We start from the raw sequence: 14,566 nt of genomic DNA on the forward strand, positions 1-14,566 counted from the left end.
CACCGTCGGCCCTGCTGCCGGCCCTCGCCGGGGAGTGGAATGAAGGTGCCACCGGGAACGCGGTGCGAGGCACAGAAGGGACGTGGAGACCATGACCGCGACAATCGAGCGGACCCCCGCCGCCACCATCGCTCCGGCGGCCGAGACCCCCCGCCAGAAGGCCACCCGGTACGTCTGGGCCGGGCTGCGGCTCGCCCTGGGCTGGACGTTCCTCTGGGCCTTCCTCGACAAGATGTTCGGCCTGGGACACGAGACCCCGGCGAAGAACGCCTGGATCAACGGCGGCAGCCCGACCAAGGGCTTCCTGGGCAACGCGGTGGCCGGCCCGTTCGCGGACATCTACCACGACATCGCCGGCGCGGCCTGGGCGGACTGGCTGTTCATGCTCGGCCTGCTCGGCATCGGCGTGGCCCTGCTGCTCGGCATCGGCACCCGGATCGCCGCCGCCACCGGCGGGCTGCTCCTGGTCCTGATGTGGACGGCGGTGCTGCCTCCCGAGAACAACCCCTTCATGGACGACCACCTCATCTACGCGGGCCTGCTCGCCGGTCTGGCTCTGGTCGGCGCCGGCAACACCCTCGGCCTCGGCCGCGCCTGGGCGAAGCTCCCCCTGATCCAGCGCCTCCCCTGGCTGAAGTGAGGTCATCGAGAGCAGGTCGCCCCGGGCGGGCGTCGCCGACAGGCGGCGCCCGCCCGGTCGTACGCCCCCGCCGCGCCCCGGCGGGGACCGGCGCGTATCGGCCGGTCGCGATCGGGCAGGATCGACGGTGACCACACCGTCAGCACCGAGGAGACCCGCTCATGGACAAGCCCGAGGTTGGCCCGATCGAGGGCGCGCCGCCCGCCGATCTCGTCATCGAGGACATCACGGTCGGCGACGGCCCGGAGGCCCGCCCGGGCCAGCTGGCCAGCGTGCACTACGTGGGCGTGGCGCACTCGACCGGCCGCGAGTTCGACGCCTCGTGGAACCGGGGCGAGACGTTCGAGTTCCCGCTCGGCGGCGGCCAGGTCATCGCCGGCTGGGACCAGGGCGTGATCGGCATGAAGGTGGGCGGCCGGCGCCGGCTCACCATCCCGCCGCACCTGGGCTACGGCGCCCGCGGCGCCGGCGGCGTCATCAAGCCGAACGAGACGCTCGTCTTCGTGGTGGACCTGCTCGGCGTGCGCTGAGCGCTCCCCGTCCCCCGGGCCGTCGGCATCGCGCCGGCGGCCCGGCGGCGTGTCGGCGGCCCGGCGGCGGTCAGGCCGCGCAGGCGAGCAGCTCCGACGGGCGGGTCGACTCGCGCACCGGGAGCACCCGATGCAGCCCGGTCACCCGCAGCACCCGGGAGACCACCGGGTCGGGGTCGACCAGCACCAGCTCGCCGCCGCGTGCCCGCACCCGCAGGTGCGCGGCGACCAGCGCGCGCACCCCGGCCGCGGAGAGCAGCCGGACGCCGGACAGGTCGACCCGCAGCACCGGCCGCGCCGGCGCCGCCCAGAGCGCGGCCCGGAACGCCGTCACGGTGGCGATGTCGATCTCGCCGACCGGGCGCAGCACGACCACCTGGTCGTGCACCTCCGTCGCCACGTGGAAGCGGTCGCCGCTGTCTGCCATGCGGCAAACCTACCGGCGCCCACCGACAGTTCCGCCACGTCCGCGCGGGGGTTCCGGGTAGCGCCCGGGTGCCGACCCCGAGGCCGCTCAGGGTCATCCCGCAGCCGCCCGCCGGCTCCGCACCGGGCCCCCTCCGGACCGGCCCGCGCGAGGCCGCAGCCCACCCGCCCGCGCCGCCGGCAGCCCTCTGAGCGCGGGCAGCCGGCCCCACGGACCGGCCCGCCACGCGGACACGCCGGCCGGGACTGCCGTCGACGCGTCGGCCGGGCCACAATGAGCCGATGGCCGTGTCTGTGCCCCGCCCGCGTGCGCCCCTGCTGATCCGGCCGGTCCGTGAGCCGGCCACCGTGCCGCCGCCGCTGGACGGGCCCTGGGCCCCCGGCGACACCCGCCTCGATCGTGCCGACCTGCTGCCGCTGCCCGCCGGCGGGCACGGGCCGGAGGACGTGGTCATCGACGCCGAGGGCCGGGCGATCAGCGGCGACGAGGACGGCCGGCTCTGGTGGTGGCCGGCGGACGCCCCGGCCGGCACCCGGCCCACGCTGCTCGCCGAGACCGGCGGCCGGCCGCTCGGCATCGAGCTGGACCCGGTCGACGGCGGGTTGCTGGTCTGCGACGCCTACCGGGGGCTGCTGCGGGTCGACCCGGCCGGCGCGGTGCACGAGCTGACCGGCAGCGGGCCGCCGGTGCACCTGGCCGACAACGCGGCGGTCGCCCGGGACGGCACCGTCTACTTCACCGACAGCTCCGACCGGTTCCCGCTGTCCCAGTGGAAACGCGACCTGCTGGAGCACCGGCCCAACGGCCGGGTGCTGGCCTACGACCGGCGCAGCGGGCGCACCGACGTGGTGGCGGACGGGCTCTACTTCCCCAACGGGCTGGCCCTCACCCCGGACGAGTCGGCGCTGATGCTGGTCGAGACCGCCACCCACCGGCTGCTGCGGGTCGAGCTGCCGGGCGGGCGGGCCACCGTGCTGGCCGACCTGCCGGCCTACCCGGACAACGTCTCCGCGGTCGGCGACGGGACGTACTGGATCGCGCTGCCCAGCCCACGCCTGCCGATCATGGAGCGGCTGCTGCCCCATCCCCGGGTGCGGCAGATCGTCGCCCTGCTGCCGGGCGCGGTGCAGCCGCAGCCCCGCCGCTACGGGCTGGTCGCGCTGGTCGACGACGCGGGGCGGGTGCTGCGCACGCTGCACGGCCCGAGCGGGGCGTACCCGATGGTCACCGGCGTGCGGCAGCACGGCCGGCAGCTCTGGCTGGGCAGCCTGACCGCGACCGGCGTGGCCCGCGTCGACCTGGACTGAGACGGCGCCGGGCCGGCGCCGCGGACGCGACGCCGGCCCGGTGGCCGTTCCTCCCCCGGTTCAGCCGCCGCTGTTGCTCCGGCTCGGGGCCGGGGCGGGCGACGACCCGCCGGCCACCGCGCCCGGGTGCGGCGTCGGACTCTGCGTGGGCTTCAGGCCCGCCGGTACGGGCAGCGCGCTGCCCTTGGCGAACTCGTTCCACCCGACGTTCCAGGCGGTGAAGCCGTTGCCCTGCTGGAGCTGCACCTCGGTGCCCTTGACGGTCACCAGGTCGCCGACCTGGGTGATGCCCATCAGCCAGTCGGCGGCGGTGGCCGAGACGTTGGTGCAGCCGTGCGAGGTGTTGTTGAAGCCCTGCTCCCCCTCCGACCACGGCGCCGAGTGGATGAACTCGCCGCCCCAGGTCAGTCGCTGGGCGTCGTCCACGTCGACCACGTAGCCGCCGTCCGGCTCACCCCGGGTGTCGAACGTGGTGTGCTCGTGCTTTTCCATGATCACCATGGTGCCGCTGGAACTCGGCGTGCTCGGCTTGCCGAGACTGACCGGGACCTTCTTGAGCAGCTTGCCGTCCTGGTAGACGGCCATCTGCTTGGTGGTGTTGTCGATGTCCAGCGACACCTGCCGCCCCACCTTGGCCGACGCCACCCGGTCCGCGTCGCCCACCGCCTCCTTGCCGATGGGCAGCCCCTCCAGCGCGCTGCGCACGCTGATCTTCGTACCCGGCTTCCACCGGTCGGGCGCCCGGTACTCGGCCTGCTTGCCGTCGGCCACCCAGGACCAGGTGCCCGGCTGCGGCGGGTCGGTCTTGACGAACAGCCGGCGCTGCACGTCCGCGCGGGCCTGCTCCGGGATCGGCGGGTCGAAACCGAGCACCACCGGCATCGCCGTCCCGTACGTCTGGTTGTCCCGGAAATACAATTCACTGGTGATGGCCGGTTTGGTGGATTTGGCCATCGTCGTGAACGTCGTCTTGCGCGTGGTGGTCTTTCCGGAATCGCCGGTAACGGTCACCTCGGCCGTGTACGCCCGGGAATTCGCCAACGGGCGGTCCGGCACCCAGCCGGAACCGTCCTCGCGCGGTTGCGCCGGCACCGGGCGGCCCTTGTCGTCGGTGAGCTTCACGGCGGTCACCCTGCCGTTGCTGACCTTCGCGCCCACCTCCACGCTGATCGGCACGTCCCGGGCCCGGTCGATCGGTGTCACGGTGACCGACGGCGGGGCCGCCTCGGCCTTGCGCGCCACCGACTTCGGGCCGGCGGTGCACGCGCCGACCGCCAGTGGCGCGACTGCGACAGTCATCGCGAATAGCGTCAGTCGTCGCCTCACAAACATATTTCGCCCCCCATTTCCGCGTCCCCTCGCCCACATTCTGTAGGCCCGGCGTCACGCTGTGGCACCTTCGGCGGAATTGCTCGGAAACGGCTGCGCGAATCGTGCCGGACAGGTAATTCCCGTCCCGGCTTGCGCCCCACGCCCCCTCCGCCCGATTCGCGCACCACCGCCCGCCCCGCGCCCCGCCCGCCCCTCATCCGTCGATCATGAAGTTGACGGCGCACGCCCCCGATTCGCCCCCGCCAACCTCATGATCGACGGGGGGCCGGCCCGGCGAGACGGGCAGCGCTGGACGTCGCACGCCACCCGCACCACTGCCGCGATCTTGCAGTTGCGGCCCTCGATAAGGGTGCGAATCGGGCACATCGAGGGCAGCAAGTGCAAGATCGCGGGCGCGGCGGCGGGGACGCGAGCGGCCCCGGCCCCCTCGGTGGGGGCCGGGGCCGGGGGCGGGGGGTCAGACGTTGGCGACCAGCAGGGCCGGCTGCTCGACGCAGTCGGCCACGTGGCGCAGGAACCCGCCGGCCACCCCGCCGTCGCAGACCCGGTGGTCGAAGGTGAGGCTGAGCTGGGTCACCTTGCGGACGGCGAGCTGTCCGTCCACCACCCAGGGCTTGTCCACGATCCGGCCGACGCCGAGCAGCGCCGCCTCCGGGTGGTTGATGATCGGCGTGGAACCGTCCACCCCGAAGACGCCGTAGTTGTTGAGCGTGAACGTGCCGCCGCTCAGCCGCGCCGGGGGCAGCGTGCCCGCACGGGCCGACGCGGTGGTCTCGGCGAGCGCGGCGGCCAGCTCCCGGGTGGTCAGCCGCTGGGCGTCGCGCAGCACCGGCACCACCAGCCCGCGGTCGGTCTGCGCCGCGATGCCCAGGTGCACCCCGGCGGACTGGACGATCCGCTGCCCCTCGGTGTCGACCCGCGCGTTGAGCTGCGGGTACCGCCGCAGCCCGCTGAGGCAGATCCGGGCCAGCAGGGCCAGGATGCTCACCGGCGCGTCCGGGGAGGCGGCGTTGATCGCGGCCCGGGTCTCCAGCAGCCCGGTCGCGTCCACGTCCACCCAGATGGTCACCTCGGGGATCTCCCGCCGGCTGCGGGAGAGCTTGTCGGCGATCACCTTGCGGATGCCGGTGAGCGGGACGACCACGTCGCCGTCGCCGGTCGGGGCGAGCCCGACGTGCGCGTCCGGGGCGTCCGGCACGGCGGCCAGCCGGGCTGGCGGAGCGGTCCGGGCCGCCTCCACGTCGACCCGGCGGATCACGCCGCCCGGGCCGGTGCCGCGCACCGACGCCAGGTCGATCCCGTGCTCCTTCGCCAGCCGCCGCACGATCGGCGAGATGACCAGCGGCGCCGCCGCCGGTCCGGAGGCCCGCGCCGGTTCGGAGTCCCGGTCCGCGGCCGCGAGCGAGCCGGGCGGCGTCGACGAGCCACCCGGGACCGCGCGACCCGTCGGGGCCGCAGGACCGGCCGGGACGGCCGCGGGGGCCGTCGGGGCGGGCTCGGAAGCCACCGCGAGGCGGGGTCGACGTCGTCGCCGACCCGGGCCGCCGTGGCCGGTGCCGTACCCGATCAGGACGTTGCCGGAGCCGGCCCGCTCCTCCTCGCGGTAGGTGGCATGCGGGTCCGGGGCGTCGTCGCCGTCGAGCGGCTCGATGGTGATCAGCGGCTGGCCGACCGGGCGGACCTCGCCCGCCGCGCCGTGCAGGGCCACCACCCGGCCGGGGTACGGGCAGGGCACGTCGACGACGGCCTTGGCGGTCTCCACCTCGACCACGCTCTGGTCCACGGTGACCACGTCACCGACGGCGACCCGCCACTCGACGATCTCCGCCTCGCTCAGCCCTTCCCCCAGGTCCGGCAGGAGGAAGTCGCGTGTACCGACAGCGGCGCTCATGCCGTGCCGGCCGGGCATGGCCTCACGGCCCTCGCTTCGCTCGGTGCGTTCGCTCATGCCGCCACCCACCGGGTGTCGGGCTGGTCGTCCCACTGCAGCCGGGCGACGGCGTCCAGCACCCGGTCGACCGAGGGCAGGTGGGTGTGCTCCAGCATCGGCGCCGGGTAGGGGATGTCCAGTCCGGAGACCCGCAGCACCGGGGCGTGCAGCGCGTGGAAGCAGCGCTCCTGCACCCGGGCGGCGATCTCGGCGCCGACGCCGGCGAAGCCCTGCGCCTCCTGGATCACCACGCACCGTCCGGTGCGGCGTACCGAGGCGGTGACGGTGGCGTCGTCGAACGGCACGATGCTGCGCACGTCGACCACCTCCAGGTCCCAGCCCTCCTCCCGGGCCGCCTCGGCCGCGGCCAGCGCCACCGGCACCGCCGGCCCGTACGCGACGAGGGTGGCGTCGGTGCCGGGGCGGCGCACGACGGCGGTGCCGATCGGCGCGGTGCGCGCCGGCAGCTCCGCCTCGCCGCTTCCGAAGTAGAGCTTCTTCGGCTCCAGGAACACGACCGGGTCGGGGTCGTCGACAGCAGCGCGCAGCAGGGAGTACGCGTCCTCGACGGTGGCCGGGGTGACGACCTTCAACCCCGGGGTGTGCGCGTAGTAGGCCTCGGAGGAGTCGCAGTGGTGCTCGACGCCGCCGATGCCGCCGGCGTAGGGCACCCGGATCACGATCGGCACGCTGAGCGCGCCGCGGGTGCGGTTGCGCAGCTTCGCCACGTGCGAGGCGATCTGCTCGAACGCCGGGTACGCGAACGCGTCGAACTGCATCTCGACCACCGGCCGCAGCCCGGACATGGCCAGGCCGACGGCGAAGCCGACGATGCCCGCCTCGGCGAGCGGGGTGTCGAAGCAGCGCTTGTCGCCGAAGCGGGCCTGCAACCCGTCGGTGATCCGGAAGACGCCGCCGAGTTGGCCGACGTCCTCGCCGAAGACGACCACCCGCTCGTCGTCGAGCATCGCGTCGGCGAGCGCGGCGTTGAGCGCCTTCGCCATGGTCATGGTGGCCATCAGGCGTCCCCCTCCTCGTCGCGGGCCGCTTCCAGCTCGGCCCGGACCAGTTCACGCTGCTCGACCAGCTGCGGCGTCGGCTCGGCGTAGACGTGGTCGAACAGGCTCAGCGGGTCGACGGTGGGCTGGGAGTCCATCCGGCGGCGCAGCGCGGCGGCGTACTCCTCGGCCTCCTGCGCGACGGCCGCGACGGCCTCGTCGTCCAGCACGCCGCGGGCCCGCAGGTAGGCCTCCAGGCGGGCGATCGGGTCGCGGTCGCGCCACGCCTCGACCTCCTCGGCGTCCCGGTAGCGGGTCTGGTCGTCGGCGTTGGTGTGCGGCTCCATCCGGTAGGTGTGCGCCTCGATCAGGTAGGGGCCCTTGCCGGCGCGGGCGTGCGCGACGGCGCGGTTCAGCACCGCGAGGACGGCCACCGGGTCGTTGCCGTCGACCTGCTCGCTGGGCACGCCGTAGCCGACGCCCTTGTAGGCCAGGGTCGGCGCGGCGGTCTGCCGGGACAGCGGCACGCTGATCGCGTACTTGTTGTTCTGCACCAGGTAGACCACCGGGGCCTTGAACACGGCGGCGAAGTTGACGCCCTCGTGGAAGTCGCCCTCGCTGGTGGCGCCGTCGCCGATGAACGTCAGCGCGACGGTGTCCCGCCCCTGGTAGGACTCGCCGTAGGCGAGGCCGGCGGCGTGCACGGACTGGGTCGCGAGGGGGGTGCACTGGGGCGCGGTGCGGGTGACGGCCGGGTCGTACCCGCAGTGCCAGTCGCCGCGCAGCAGGGTGAGCACCTCGACCGGGTCGAGGCCGCGGGCGGTCAGCGCCATCGACTCCCGGTAGGTCGGGAAGACCCAGTCGGTGTCGCGCAGCGCCAGCACGCCGCCGACCTGGCAGGCCTCCTGGCCCCGGGCGGACGGGTAGACGGCGAGCCGGCCCTGCTTGGTCAGCGCGGTGGCCTGGGTGTCGAAGCGGCGGCCGACGACCATCCGGCGGTACATCTCGCGCAGCGTCTCGACCGGCGGCTCGGGGTAGTCGTCGCGGGGCGGCAGCGGAGTGCCGTCCGGATTCAGCAGCCGGACCGGCTCGGACTGCGGCAGCAGGCCAGCCGTCGGGTCGGGAGCGGCCGGGGTGGCCGGCCGGCGGGTGCGCGGGGATGCCCTGCGGACCGCCTGGGGTGTGGTCGTCACGGCGGGGACCTCCTGGACGTGTGGTGGCCCTATGCTCCTGCTCAGGGATGATTGACTCAACATCCGGGATGAACGCGGGACGAATGGCACGGGGAGGCGGGCGGAGTGAGCCAGGAGACCGGCACCACACCGGGCGGGGCGGGCGGAACGGGACGTTCGGTCGGGCCGCTCGACGAGGTCGACCGGCGGATCCTGCGGGAGCTGGTCGCCGACGCCCGGCTGTCCATCCGGACGCTCGCCGAACGGGTGCACGTCTCGCGCACCAACGCGTACGCCCGGGTGGAGCGGCTGCTGCGCGACGGCGTGCTCACCGGCTTCACCGCGCGGGTCGCCCCGGAGCCGGCCGGCCTGGGCACGTCGGCCTACATCGCGTTGACCATCGAGCAGAACACCTGGCGGGAGGTCTCCGCCGAGCTGGCCCAGGTGCGCTACATCGAGCACGCGGCGCTGCTCAGCGGTGAGCACGACGTGCTCGCCCTGGTGCGCGCGCCGGACAACGCCACGCTGCGCGACGTGGTGCTGGACCGGGTCCAGAGCATCGCCGGGGTGCTCTCCACCCGCACCTGGCTGGTCTTCGAGGAGTTCGACGGCACGTCGAGCCCCTGGGCCTGAGCGCTCAACGCTCCGGCGGTGACTCCAGGCCCTCGCGGTCGGCCAGCTCCAGCAGGCGTTCCAGGGAATACCGCCGTGTGTCCAGGCCGGCGTGCGGGTCGCCGCGCTCGGCGAACCGGGCCGGCATGCTCACCACGTCGAAGTCCTCCGGGCGGGCGTCGTCCAGCTCGGCCCAGTCCAGCGGCGCCGAGACCAGCGCCCGCGGCGTCGGCCGGATCGAGTACGCCGAGGTCATGGTGTGGTCGCGGGCCATCTGGTTGTAGTCGACGAAGACCGGCCGGTCGCGTTGGTCCCGCCACCAGGTGGTGGTGACCAGGTCGGGCAGCCGGCGCTGCATCTGGAGGCCGAGCGCCAGCACCGCCCGCCGGCACTCCCCGAAGCTCCAGCGCGGCTCGATCGACAGGTAGACGTGGATGCCACGACCGCCGGTGGTCTTCGGGAAGCCCTCCATGCCCAGCTCGGCGAGGAACGCCCGCACCTCGTGGGCCACCGGCACCACCTGCGCGAAGTCCACCCCGGGCATCGGATCGAGGTCGATGCGCAGCTGGTCGGGGCGCTCGACGTCGGCCTTCGACACCGGCCAGGGGTGGAACCGCAGCGTGCCGAGGTTGGCCGCCCAGATCACCACGGCCAGCTCGCTCGGGGCCACCTCGTCGGCGGTCCGGCCGCTGGGGAAGGTGATGTGCGCGGTGCGGACCCAGTCGGGCGCGCCCGCCGGCAGCCGCTTCTGGTAGAACGCGTCGCCCTTGTTCGTCTGCCGGGTGGCCACCTTCGCGCCCTCGAACACCCCGCGCGGCCAGCGTTCCAGCATGGTCGGCCGGTCCCGCAGCGCGCGCAGGATGCCGTCACCGACGGCGAGGAAGTAGCGCACGACGTCCAGCTTGGTCAGCCCGCGCTCGGGAAAGTAGGGCTTGTCGGGGCTGGAGACGCGGACCAGCCGCTCCCCCACCCGGAGTTCCTCGGCCGCCGTGGTCGCCACGCCCCACACCGTACGACGTGGACCGGCCGCACGCGGGCATCTCGTCAGGTGATCAGCAGCGCCCCGACCACGATCAGCGGCACCGAGACGAAGAGGAAGACGCCGACACCGGTCAGGACCCGCCCGCCGCCGCCGTCGTCCCGCTCGGGCGGCAGGCCGAACGCCGACCGCGCGTCCAGCATGCCGATCCGGCTCAGCGTCAGGTCGCCGGTCACCCCGATCAGGAGGCCGGCCAGGATGAACGACGCGCCGAGCCGGTGCACGAAGTCACCACCGGCGACCGCGACCCAGATGCCGACCGCGACCGCGATCACCACCGCCGCGATCACGAAGAGCACCAGCGCCTCGCGCAGACCCCGGACCACCGTCGACATGCCCGCCCCCCGGCGACCGGGACCGCCCCGGCCTGCCGGACATCCTGCCGGATCGATGCGTACGGCGCTGTCCCTCGCCCGGGCACGCGTCGGCCGGGTGGGCGCACCCACCCGGCCGATCGGGAAGACGGTCAGCCGTTCTCCCGCTGCAGGCGCTCGGCCAGCAGCTTCTTGCCCTGGTCGCCGGCCTTGCGGTTGTTCTCCTGGATCTTGCGGAACCAGGTGGCGAGCTCGGAGTCGCCCCGGTCCTCCGCGTCCGCGATGTACGTCTCCAGTTGCCAGATGTGCTGGAGTGACATCTGCAGCGCGTGGATCAGGTCGTAGTTCTTGTCCTTCACCGGGCTCATCGGCTCACGGACCATGGTCGCCACGGCACACCTCCCTGTGTCGACTTCCGGAACCGCCCGCTTACCCCTTCCCGGCACGTTCACGCACGGTGGCGACCGGCACGGTTACCCGTCCCGGACCCCGGGTACCGGAGGCCGCATGGCGGAGTTGGCATCGCTCTGGATCGTCCGGCACGGCGAGAGCACGGCGAACGTGGCGGCCACCGCGGCCGAGACGTCCGGCGCCGAGCTGATCGACCTCACCCACCGGGACGCGGACGTGCCGCTGTCGTCGACCGGCGAGGAGCAGGCCCGGGCGACCGGCCGGTGGCTGGCCGGCCTGCCCGAGGGGCGCCGGCCGGACGTGGCGGTGGTGTCGCCGTACCTGCGGGCGGTGCGCACCGCCGAGCTGGCCCTGGCCGGGACCGGCGTGCCGATGAGCCGCGACGAACGGCTGCGCGACCGGGAGCTGGGCATCCTCGACGGGTTGACCGGCCACGGCGTGCGCCGGCGCCATCCCGAGGAGGCCGAGCGACGCGCCCGGCTCGGCAAGTTCTACTACCGCCCGCCGGGCGGCGAGTCCTGGACCGACGTGGCGCTGCGGCTGCGGGCCCTGCTGGGCGACCTGCGCCGCGACCACGAAGGCGGGCGGGTGCTGCTGTTCGGCCACGACGCGTTGGTGTTCCTGCTGCGCTACCTGGTGGAGGGGCTCACCGAGGAGGAGTTGATGGCGCTCACCCGTGACCACGTGATCGCCAACTGCTCGGTCACCGGCTGGCGTGCCGACGAGTCCGGCCGCCTCACGCCGGAGCTGTTCAACGACGTCACCCACCTGCACCGGCAGGGGGCGCAACCCACCAGGGAGGACGAGGTCCATGCCGAGCCGGTCTGACGTGATCACCCCCGCGCTGCTGCGGGACTGGGCGCTGCCCGTACCGACCGGCGGCAAGGAGGCCCGGGGCACGGTGCTGGTCGTCGGCGGCTCCCGGTTCACGCCCGGGGCGGTGCTGCTGGCCGGCGTGGCCGCGCTGCGCGCCGGCGCCGGCGTGCTGCAACTCGCCGCCGCCGAGTCCACCGCCGCCGCGCTCAGCATCCAGGTGCCCGAGGCGTTGGTGGTCGGCCTGCCGGAGAACCGCGACGGCGCGGTCCGGGGCGATCCCGGCGACCTGCTCGGCGGGCTGGTCGCCGACGCGGACGTGGTGACGGTCGGCCCCGGGTTGAACGACATCGACACCACCGGGGAACTGCTGCGCCTGGTCCTCGACGCGGCCGGGCCGGAGACCGCGCTGGTGCTCGACGCGTACGCGCTCGGCGCGCTCAGCCACGAGCCGGACCTGCTGGTCGGCTCGGGCCGCAGGGTGGTGCTGACCCCCAACCTCACCGAGGCCCGCCACCTGCTCGACCGCGACCCCGGCGACGACCTGGACGCCGAGGCGATCGAGCTGGCCGGCCGCTACGACGCGGTGGTCTCGCTCTACGGCCACATCGCCACCCCGGACGGCCGGGCCTGGCGGGAGGAGAGCGGGGACGCCGGGCTGGGCACCTCCGGCAGCGGCGACGTGCGCGCCGGACTGCTCGCCGGGCTGCTCTCCCGGGGCGCCGACCCCGCGCAGGCCGCCTGCTGGGCCGCGTTCGCGCACGCGGTGAGCGGGCAGCGGCTGGTCCCCCGCTACGGCCGGATCGGTTTCCTCGCCCGCGAGCTGCTCGACGAGATCCCGTACACGCTGGCCACGGTGTGATCCGCACGGTTTGTGCCGATCCGGTCGGGGGTAGGGGGCCGACATCAGTCGACCCTAGGAGGCACCGGTGTCCACCGACGCGATCGTCCTGCTCAAGGAGGACCACAAGGAGATCCGCCGCCTGTTCAAGGCGTTCCAGGACGCCGAGGACGGCCCGGCGGGCGCGCGCGGGAAGATCGTCACGCAGATCCTCGAGGCCCTGACGGTGCACACCTACCTGGAGAACGAGGTGATGTACCCCGAGGTCCGCAAGCTGGTGCCGGACGTCGAGGACGACATCCTCGAGTCGTACGAGGAGCACCACGTCGCGGACGTGCTCTGCTTCGAGCTGTTCACCATGGACGCCGACGACGAGCGGTACGTGGCCAAGACGACGGTGCTGATCGAGAACGTGCTGCACCACGTCGAGGAGGAGGAGCAGGAGTGGTTCCCGAAGGTCCGCGAGGCGCTCGGGCGTAACCAGCTCCAGGAGATCGGCCAGCGGATGCTCGACCTGCGGCCGAAGGCCCCGACGACGCCGACCGAGCCGAAGGCGCTGAAGAAGGCGCGCGACGCCGTCGTCGCCTGAGCGGCCCAACCCCGCAGGTCCGGCGCGGGCCCACCCGGTAGGATCGGCGCGGGCCGTGACTGGCGCGTGGAGATGGAGCACCATCGGGGAGCGGCCTCGTCATGAGGACGCATGCCGAGCGCCTGGGCCTTCCGCACGTCACCAGGAGGTCGCATGTCGCGCAACGCCGAGTCCACCGCCTTCCGCAGCGCGCTGGAGGTGATCCGCGCCGTCGAGCCGCGGGTGGCCGACGCCATCGGCGCGGAGCTGGCCGACCAACGCGAGTCGCTGAAGCTCATCGCCAGCGAGAACTACGCCTCCCCCGCGACCCTGCTGACCATGGGCAACTGGTTCAGCGACAAGTACGCCGAGGGCACCGTCGGTCGGCGCTTCTACGCCGGCTGCCAGAACGTGGACACCGTCGAGGCGCTCGCCGCCGAGCACGCCCGGGAGCTGTTCGGCGCCACCCACGCGTACGTGCAGCCACACTCCGGCATCGACGCCAACCTGGTCGCCTTCTGGGCGATCCTGGCCGACCGGGTCGAGTCCCCCGCGCTGAAGAAGGCCCAGGCCCGCCACGTCAACGACCTCACCGAGGCGGACTGGTTCGCGCTGCGCCGGGAGCTGGGCGACCAGCGGATGCTCGGCATGTCGCTGGACGCCGGCGGCCACCTCACCCACGGTTTCCGGCCGAACATCTCCGGCAAGATGTTCGACCAGCGCAGCTACGGCACCGACCCGGCGACCGGGCTGATCGACTACGACCGGGTGGCCGAGGCGGCCCGCGAGTTCCGGCCGCTGATCCTGGTCGCCGGCTACTCGGCGTACCCCCGGAAGGTCAACTTCCGGATCATGCGGGAGATCGCCGACTCGGTCGGCGCCACCTTCATGGTCGACATGGCGCACTTCGCCGGGCTGGTCGCCGGCAAGGTCTTCACCGGCGACTTCGACCCGGTGCCGCACGCGCACATCGTCACCACCACCACGCACAAGTCGCTGCGCGGCCCGCGCGGCGGCATGGTGCTCTGCGGTCCGGAGCTGGCCGACCAGGTCGACCGGGGCTGCCCGATGGTGCTCGGCGGCCCGCTGCCGCACGTGATGGCCGCCAAGGCGGTCGCGCTGGCCGAGGCCCGGCGCCCCGACTTCGCCGACTACGCCCAGCGGATCGTCGACAACGCCCAGGCCCTCGCCGACGGGCTGCTGCGCCGGGGCGCGACGCTGGTCACCGGCGGCACCGACAACCACCTGGTGCTCATCGACGTGTCCAACTACGGGCTGACCGGGCGGCAGGCCGAGCAGGCGCTGCTCGACTCCGGCATCGTGACCAACCGCAACGCGGTGCCGCAGGACCCGAACGGCGCCTGGTACACCTCCGGCATCCGGATCGGCACCCCGGCGCTGACCACCCGGGGGCTCGGCGCCACCGAGATGGACGCCACCGCCGAGCTGATCCACACCGTGCTCAGCCAGACCACGGCCGGCACCGGCCCGGACGGCGCCGCGTCCAAGGCGAAGTACGTCCTCGACCCGGCGGTCGCCGAGCAGGTCGGCAAGCAGGCCGCCGACCTGCTCACCCCCTTCCCCCTCTACCCCACCGTCGACCTGGCCTGACTCCGACCGGCTGCCGCCGCC

At 73.9% G+C, this 14,566-nt stretch carries 16 protein-coding genes and 1 riboswitch; of the genes, 8 read left to right on the forward strand and 8 right to left on the reverse strand.

The features are described 5' to 3' along the window. The first annotated feature begins 82 nt into the window (after positions 1-82). Positions 83-640, forward strand: coding sequence for a DoxX family membrane protein (locus ACN27B_RS26590; RefSeq protein ID WP_422741818.1), 558 nt, complete (start codon positions 83-85; stop codon positions 638-640). 161 nt (positions 641-801) lie between these two features. Beyond that, positions 802-1,170: an FKBP-type peptidyl-prolyl cis-trans isomerase gene (locus tag ACN27B_RS26595; protein WP_091574174.1), complete on the forward strand. Its 369-nt coding sequence runs from the start codon at positions 802-804 to the stop codon at positions 1,168-1,170. 70 nt (positions 1,171-1,240) lie between these two features. Here ACN27B_RS26595 and ACN27B_RS26600 read toward each other — a convergent pair whose 3' ends face one another. After that, a complete protein-coding gene (locus tag ACN27B_RS26600; protein WP_099160749.1) occupies positions 1,241-1,597 on the reverse strand; it encodes an STAS domain-containing protein in 357 nt (118 codons plus the stop codon). Between the two features lie 281 nt (positions 1,598-1,878). Between ACN27B_RS26600 and ACN27B_RS26605 the strand changes: the two genes are divergently transcribed. Further along, positions 1,879-2,904 carry an SMP-30/gluconolactonase/LRE family protein gene (locus ACN27B_RS26605; protein ID WP_422741819.1) on the forward strand — a complete coding sequence of 342 codons (1,026 nt, stop codon included), beginning with the start codon at positions 1,879-1,881 and terminating at the stop codon, positions 2,902-2,904. Positions 2,905-2,964: 60 nt separating this feature from the next. Here the strand turns inward: ACN27B_RS26605 and ACN27B_RS26610 are convergent, their stop codons facing one another. From ACN27B_RS26610 to pdhA, 4 genes are all read right to left on the reverse strand, one after another. Next, the gene (locus tag ACN27B_RS26610) at positions 2,965-4,236 is read right to left on the reverse strand and encodes an Ig-like domain-containing protein (RefSeq protein WP_422741820.1); all 1,272 of its coding nucleotides are present in this window, start codon (positions 4,234-4,236) and stop codon (positions 2,965-2,967) included. Between the two features lie 457 nt (positions 4,237-4,693). After that, positions 4,694-6,127: a dihydrolipoamide acetyltransferase family protein gene (locus ACN27B_RS26615; protein ID WP_253866682.1), complete on the reverse strand. Its 1,434-nt coding sequence runs from the start codon at positions 6,125-6,127 to the stop codon at positions 4,694-4,696. A gap of 53 nt (positions 6,128-6,180) precedes the next feature. Beyond that, complete coding sequence (locus ACN27B_RS26620) at positions 6,181-7,185, reverse strand: alpha-ketoacid dehydrogenase subunit beta (RefSeq protein ID WP_355518525.1); 1,005 nt, start codon at positions 7,183-7,185, stop codon at positions 6,181-6,183. Beyond that, complete coding sequence (pdhA, locus tag ACN27B_RS26625; RefSeq protein ID WP_422746080.1) at positions 7,185-8,390, reverse strand: pyruvate dehydrogenase (acetyl-transferring) E1 component subunit alpha; 1,206 nt, start codon at positions 8,388-8,390, stop codon at positions 7,185-7,187. Before pdhA ends, ACN27B_RS26620 begins: the two co-directional genes overlap by 1 nt. Before the next feature lie 72 nt (positions 8,391-8,462). On the opposite strand from pdhA, the gene ACN27B_RS26630 reads away from it, so the two are divergent. Next, positions 8,463-8,969, forward strand: a complete 507-nt coding sequence (locus ACN27B_RS26630) for an Lrp/AsnC family transcriptional regulator (RefSeq protein ID WP_422741823.1) — start codon at positions 8,463-8,465, stop codon at positions 8,967-8,969. A 4-nt stretch (positions 8,970-8,973) separates the two neighbouring features. Here ACN27B_RS26630 and ACN27B_RS26635 read toward each other — a convergent pair whose 3' ends face one another. The 3 genes from ACN27B_RS26635 to ACN27B_RS26645 form a co-directional block, all read right to left on the reverse strand. Continuing rightward, positions 8,974-9,957 carry a DNA polymerase domain-containing protein gene (locus ACN27B_RS26635; RefSeq protein ID WP_099160746.1) on the reverse strand — a complete coding sequence of 328 codons (984 nt, stop codon included), beginning with the start codon at positions 9,955-9,957 and terminating at the stop codon, positions 8,974-8,976. A 35-nt stretch (positions 9,958-9,992) separates the two neighbouring features. Next, the gene (locus tag ACN27B_RS26640; RefSeq protein WP_099160745.1) at positions 9,993-10,322 is read right to left on the reverse strand and encodes a hypothetical protein; all 330 of its coding nucleotides are present in this window, start codon (positions 10,320-10,322) and stop codon (positions 9,993-9,995) included. A gap of 131 nt (positions 10,323-10,453) precedes the next feature. Beyond that, positions 10,454-10,684, reverse strand: a complete 231-nt coding sequence (locus ACN27B_RS26645) for a hypothetical protein (protein ID WP_091577528.1) — start codon at positions 10,682-10,684, stop codon at positions 10,454-10,456. Between the two features lie 124 nt (positions 10,685-10,808). Between ACN27B_RS26645 and ACN27B_RS26650 the strand changes: the two genes are divergently transcribed. The 4 genes from ACN27B_RS26650 (at position 10,809) to ACN27B_RS26665 (ending at position 14,545) form a co-directional block, all read left to right on the forward strand. After that, positions 10,809-11,540 (forward strand): histidine phosphatase family protein, encoded by a 732-nt coding sequence (locus ACN27B_RS26650; protein WP_091574168.1) that lies wholly within the window; start codon positions 10,809-10,811, stop codon positions 11,538-11,540. Further along, positions 11,524-12,387, forward strand: coding sequence for an NAD(P)H-hydrate dehydratase (locus ACN27B_RS26655; protein ID WP_422741826.1), 864 nt, complete (start codon positions 11,524-11,526; stop codon positions 12,385-12,387). Before ACN27B_RS26650 ends, ACN27B_RS26655 begins: the two co-directional genes overlap by 17 nt. Positions 12,388-12,454: 67 nt before the next feature. Then, positions 12,455-12,955, forward strand: a complete 501-nt coding sequence (locus ACN27B_RS26660; RefSeq protein WP_422741828.1) for a hemerythrin domain-containing protein — start codon at positions 12,455-12,457, stop codon at positions 12,953-12,955. A 45-nt stretch (positions 12,956-13,000) separates the two neighbouring features. Beyond that, a riboswitch (ZMP/ZTP riboswitch) is annotated at positions 13,001-13,090 on the forward strand. 18 nt (positions 13,091-13,108) lie between these two features. Further along, positions 13,109-14,545, forward strand: coding sequence for a glycine hydroxymethyltransferase (locus ACN27B_RS26665; protein WP_281592571.1), 1,437 nt, complete (start codon positions 13,109-13,111; stop codon positions 14,543-14,545). The last annotated feature ends 21 nt before the right edge of the window (positions 14,546-14,566 follow it).

Source organism: Micromonospora sp. WMMD754, assembly GCF_049315235.1.
Taxonomy (GTDB): Bacteria; Actinomycetota; Actinomycetes; order Mycobacteriales; family Micromonosporaceae; genus Micromonospora; species Micromonospora sediminicola.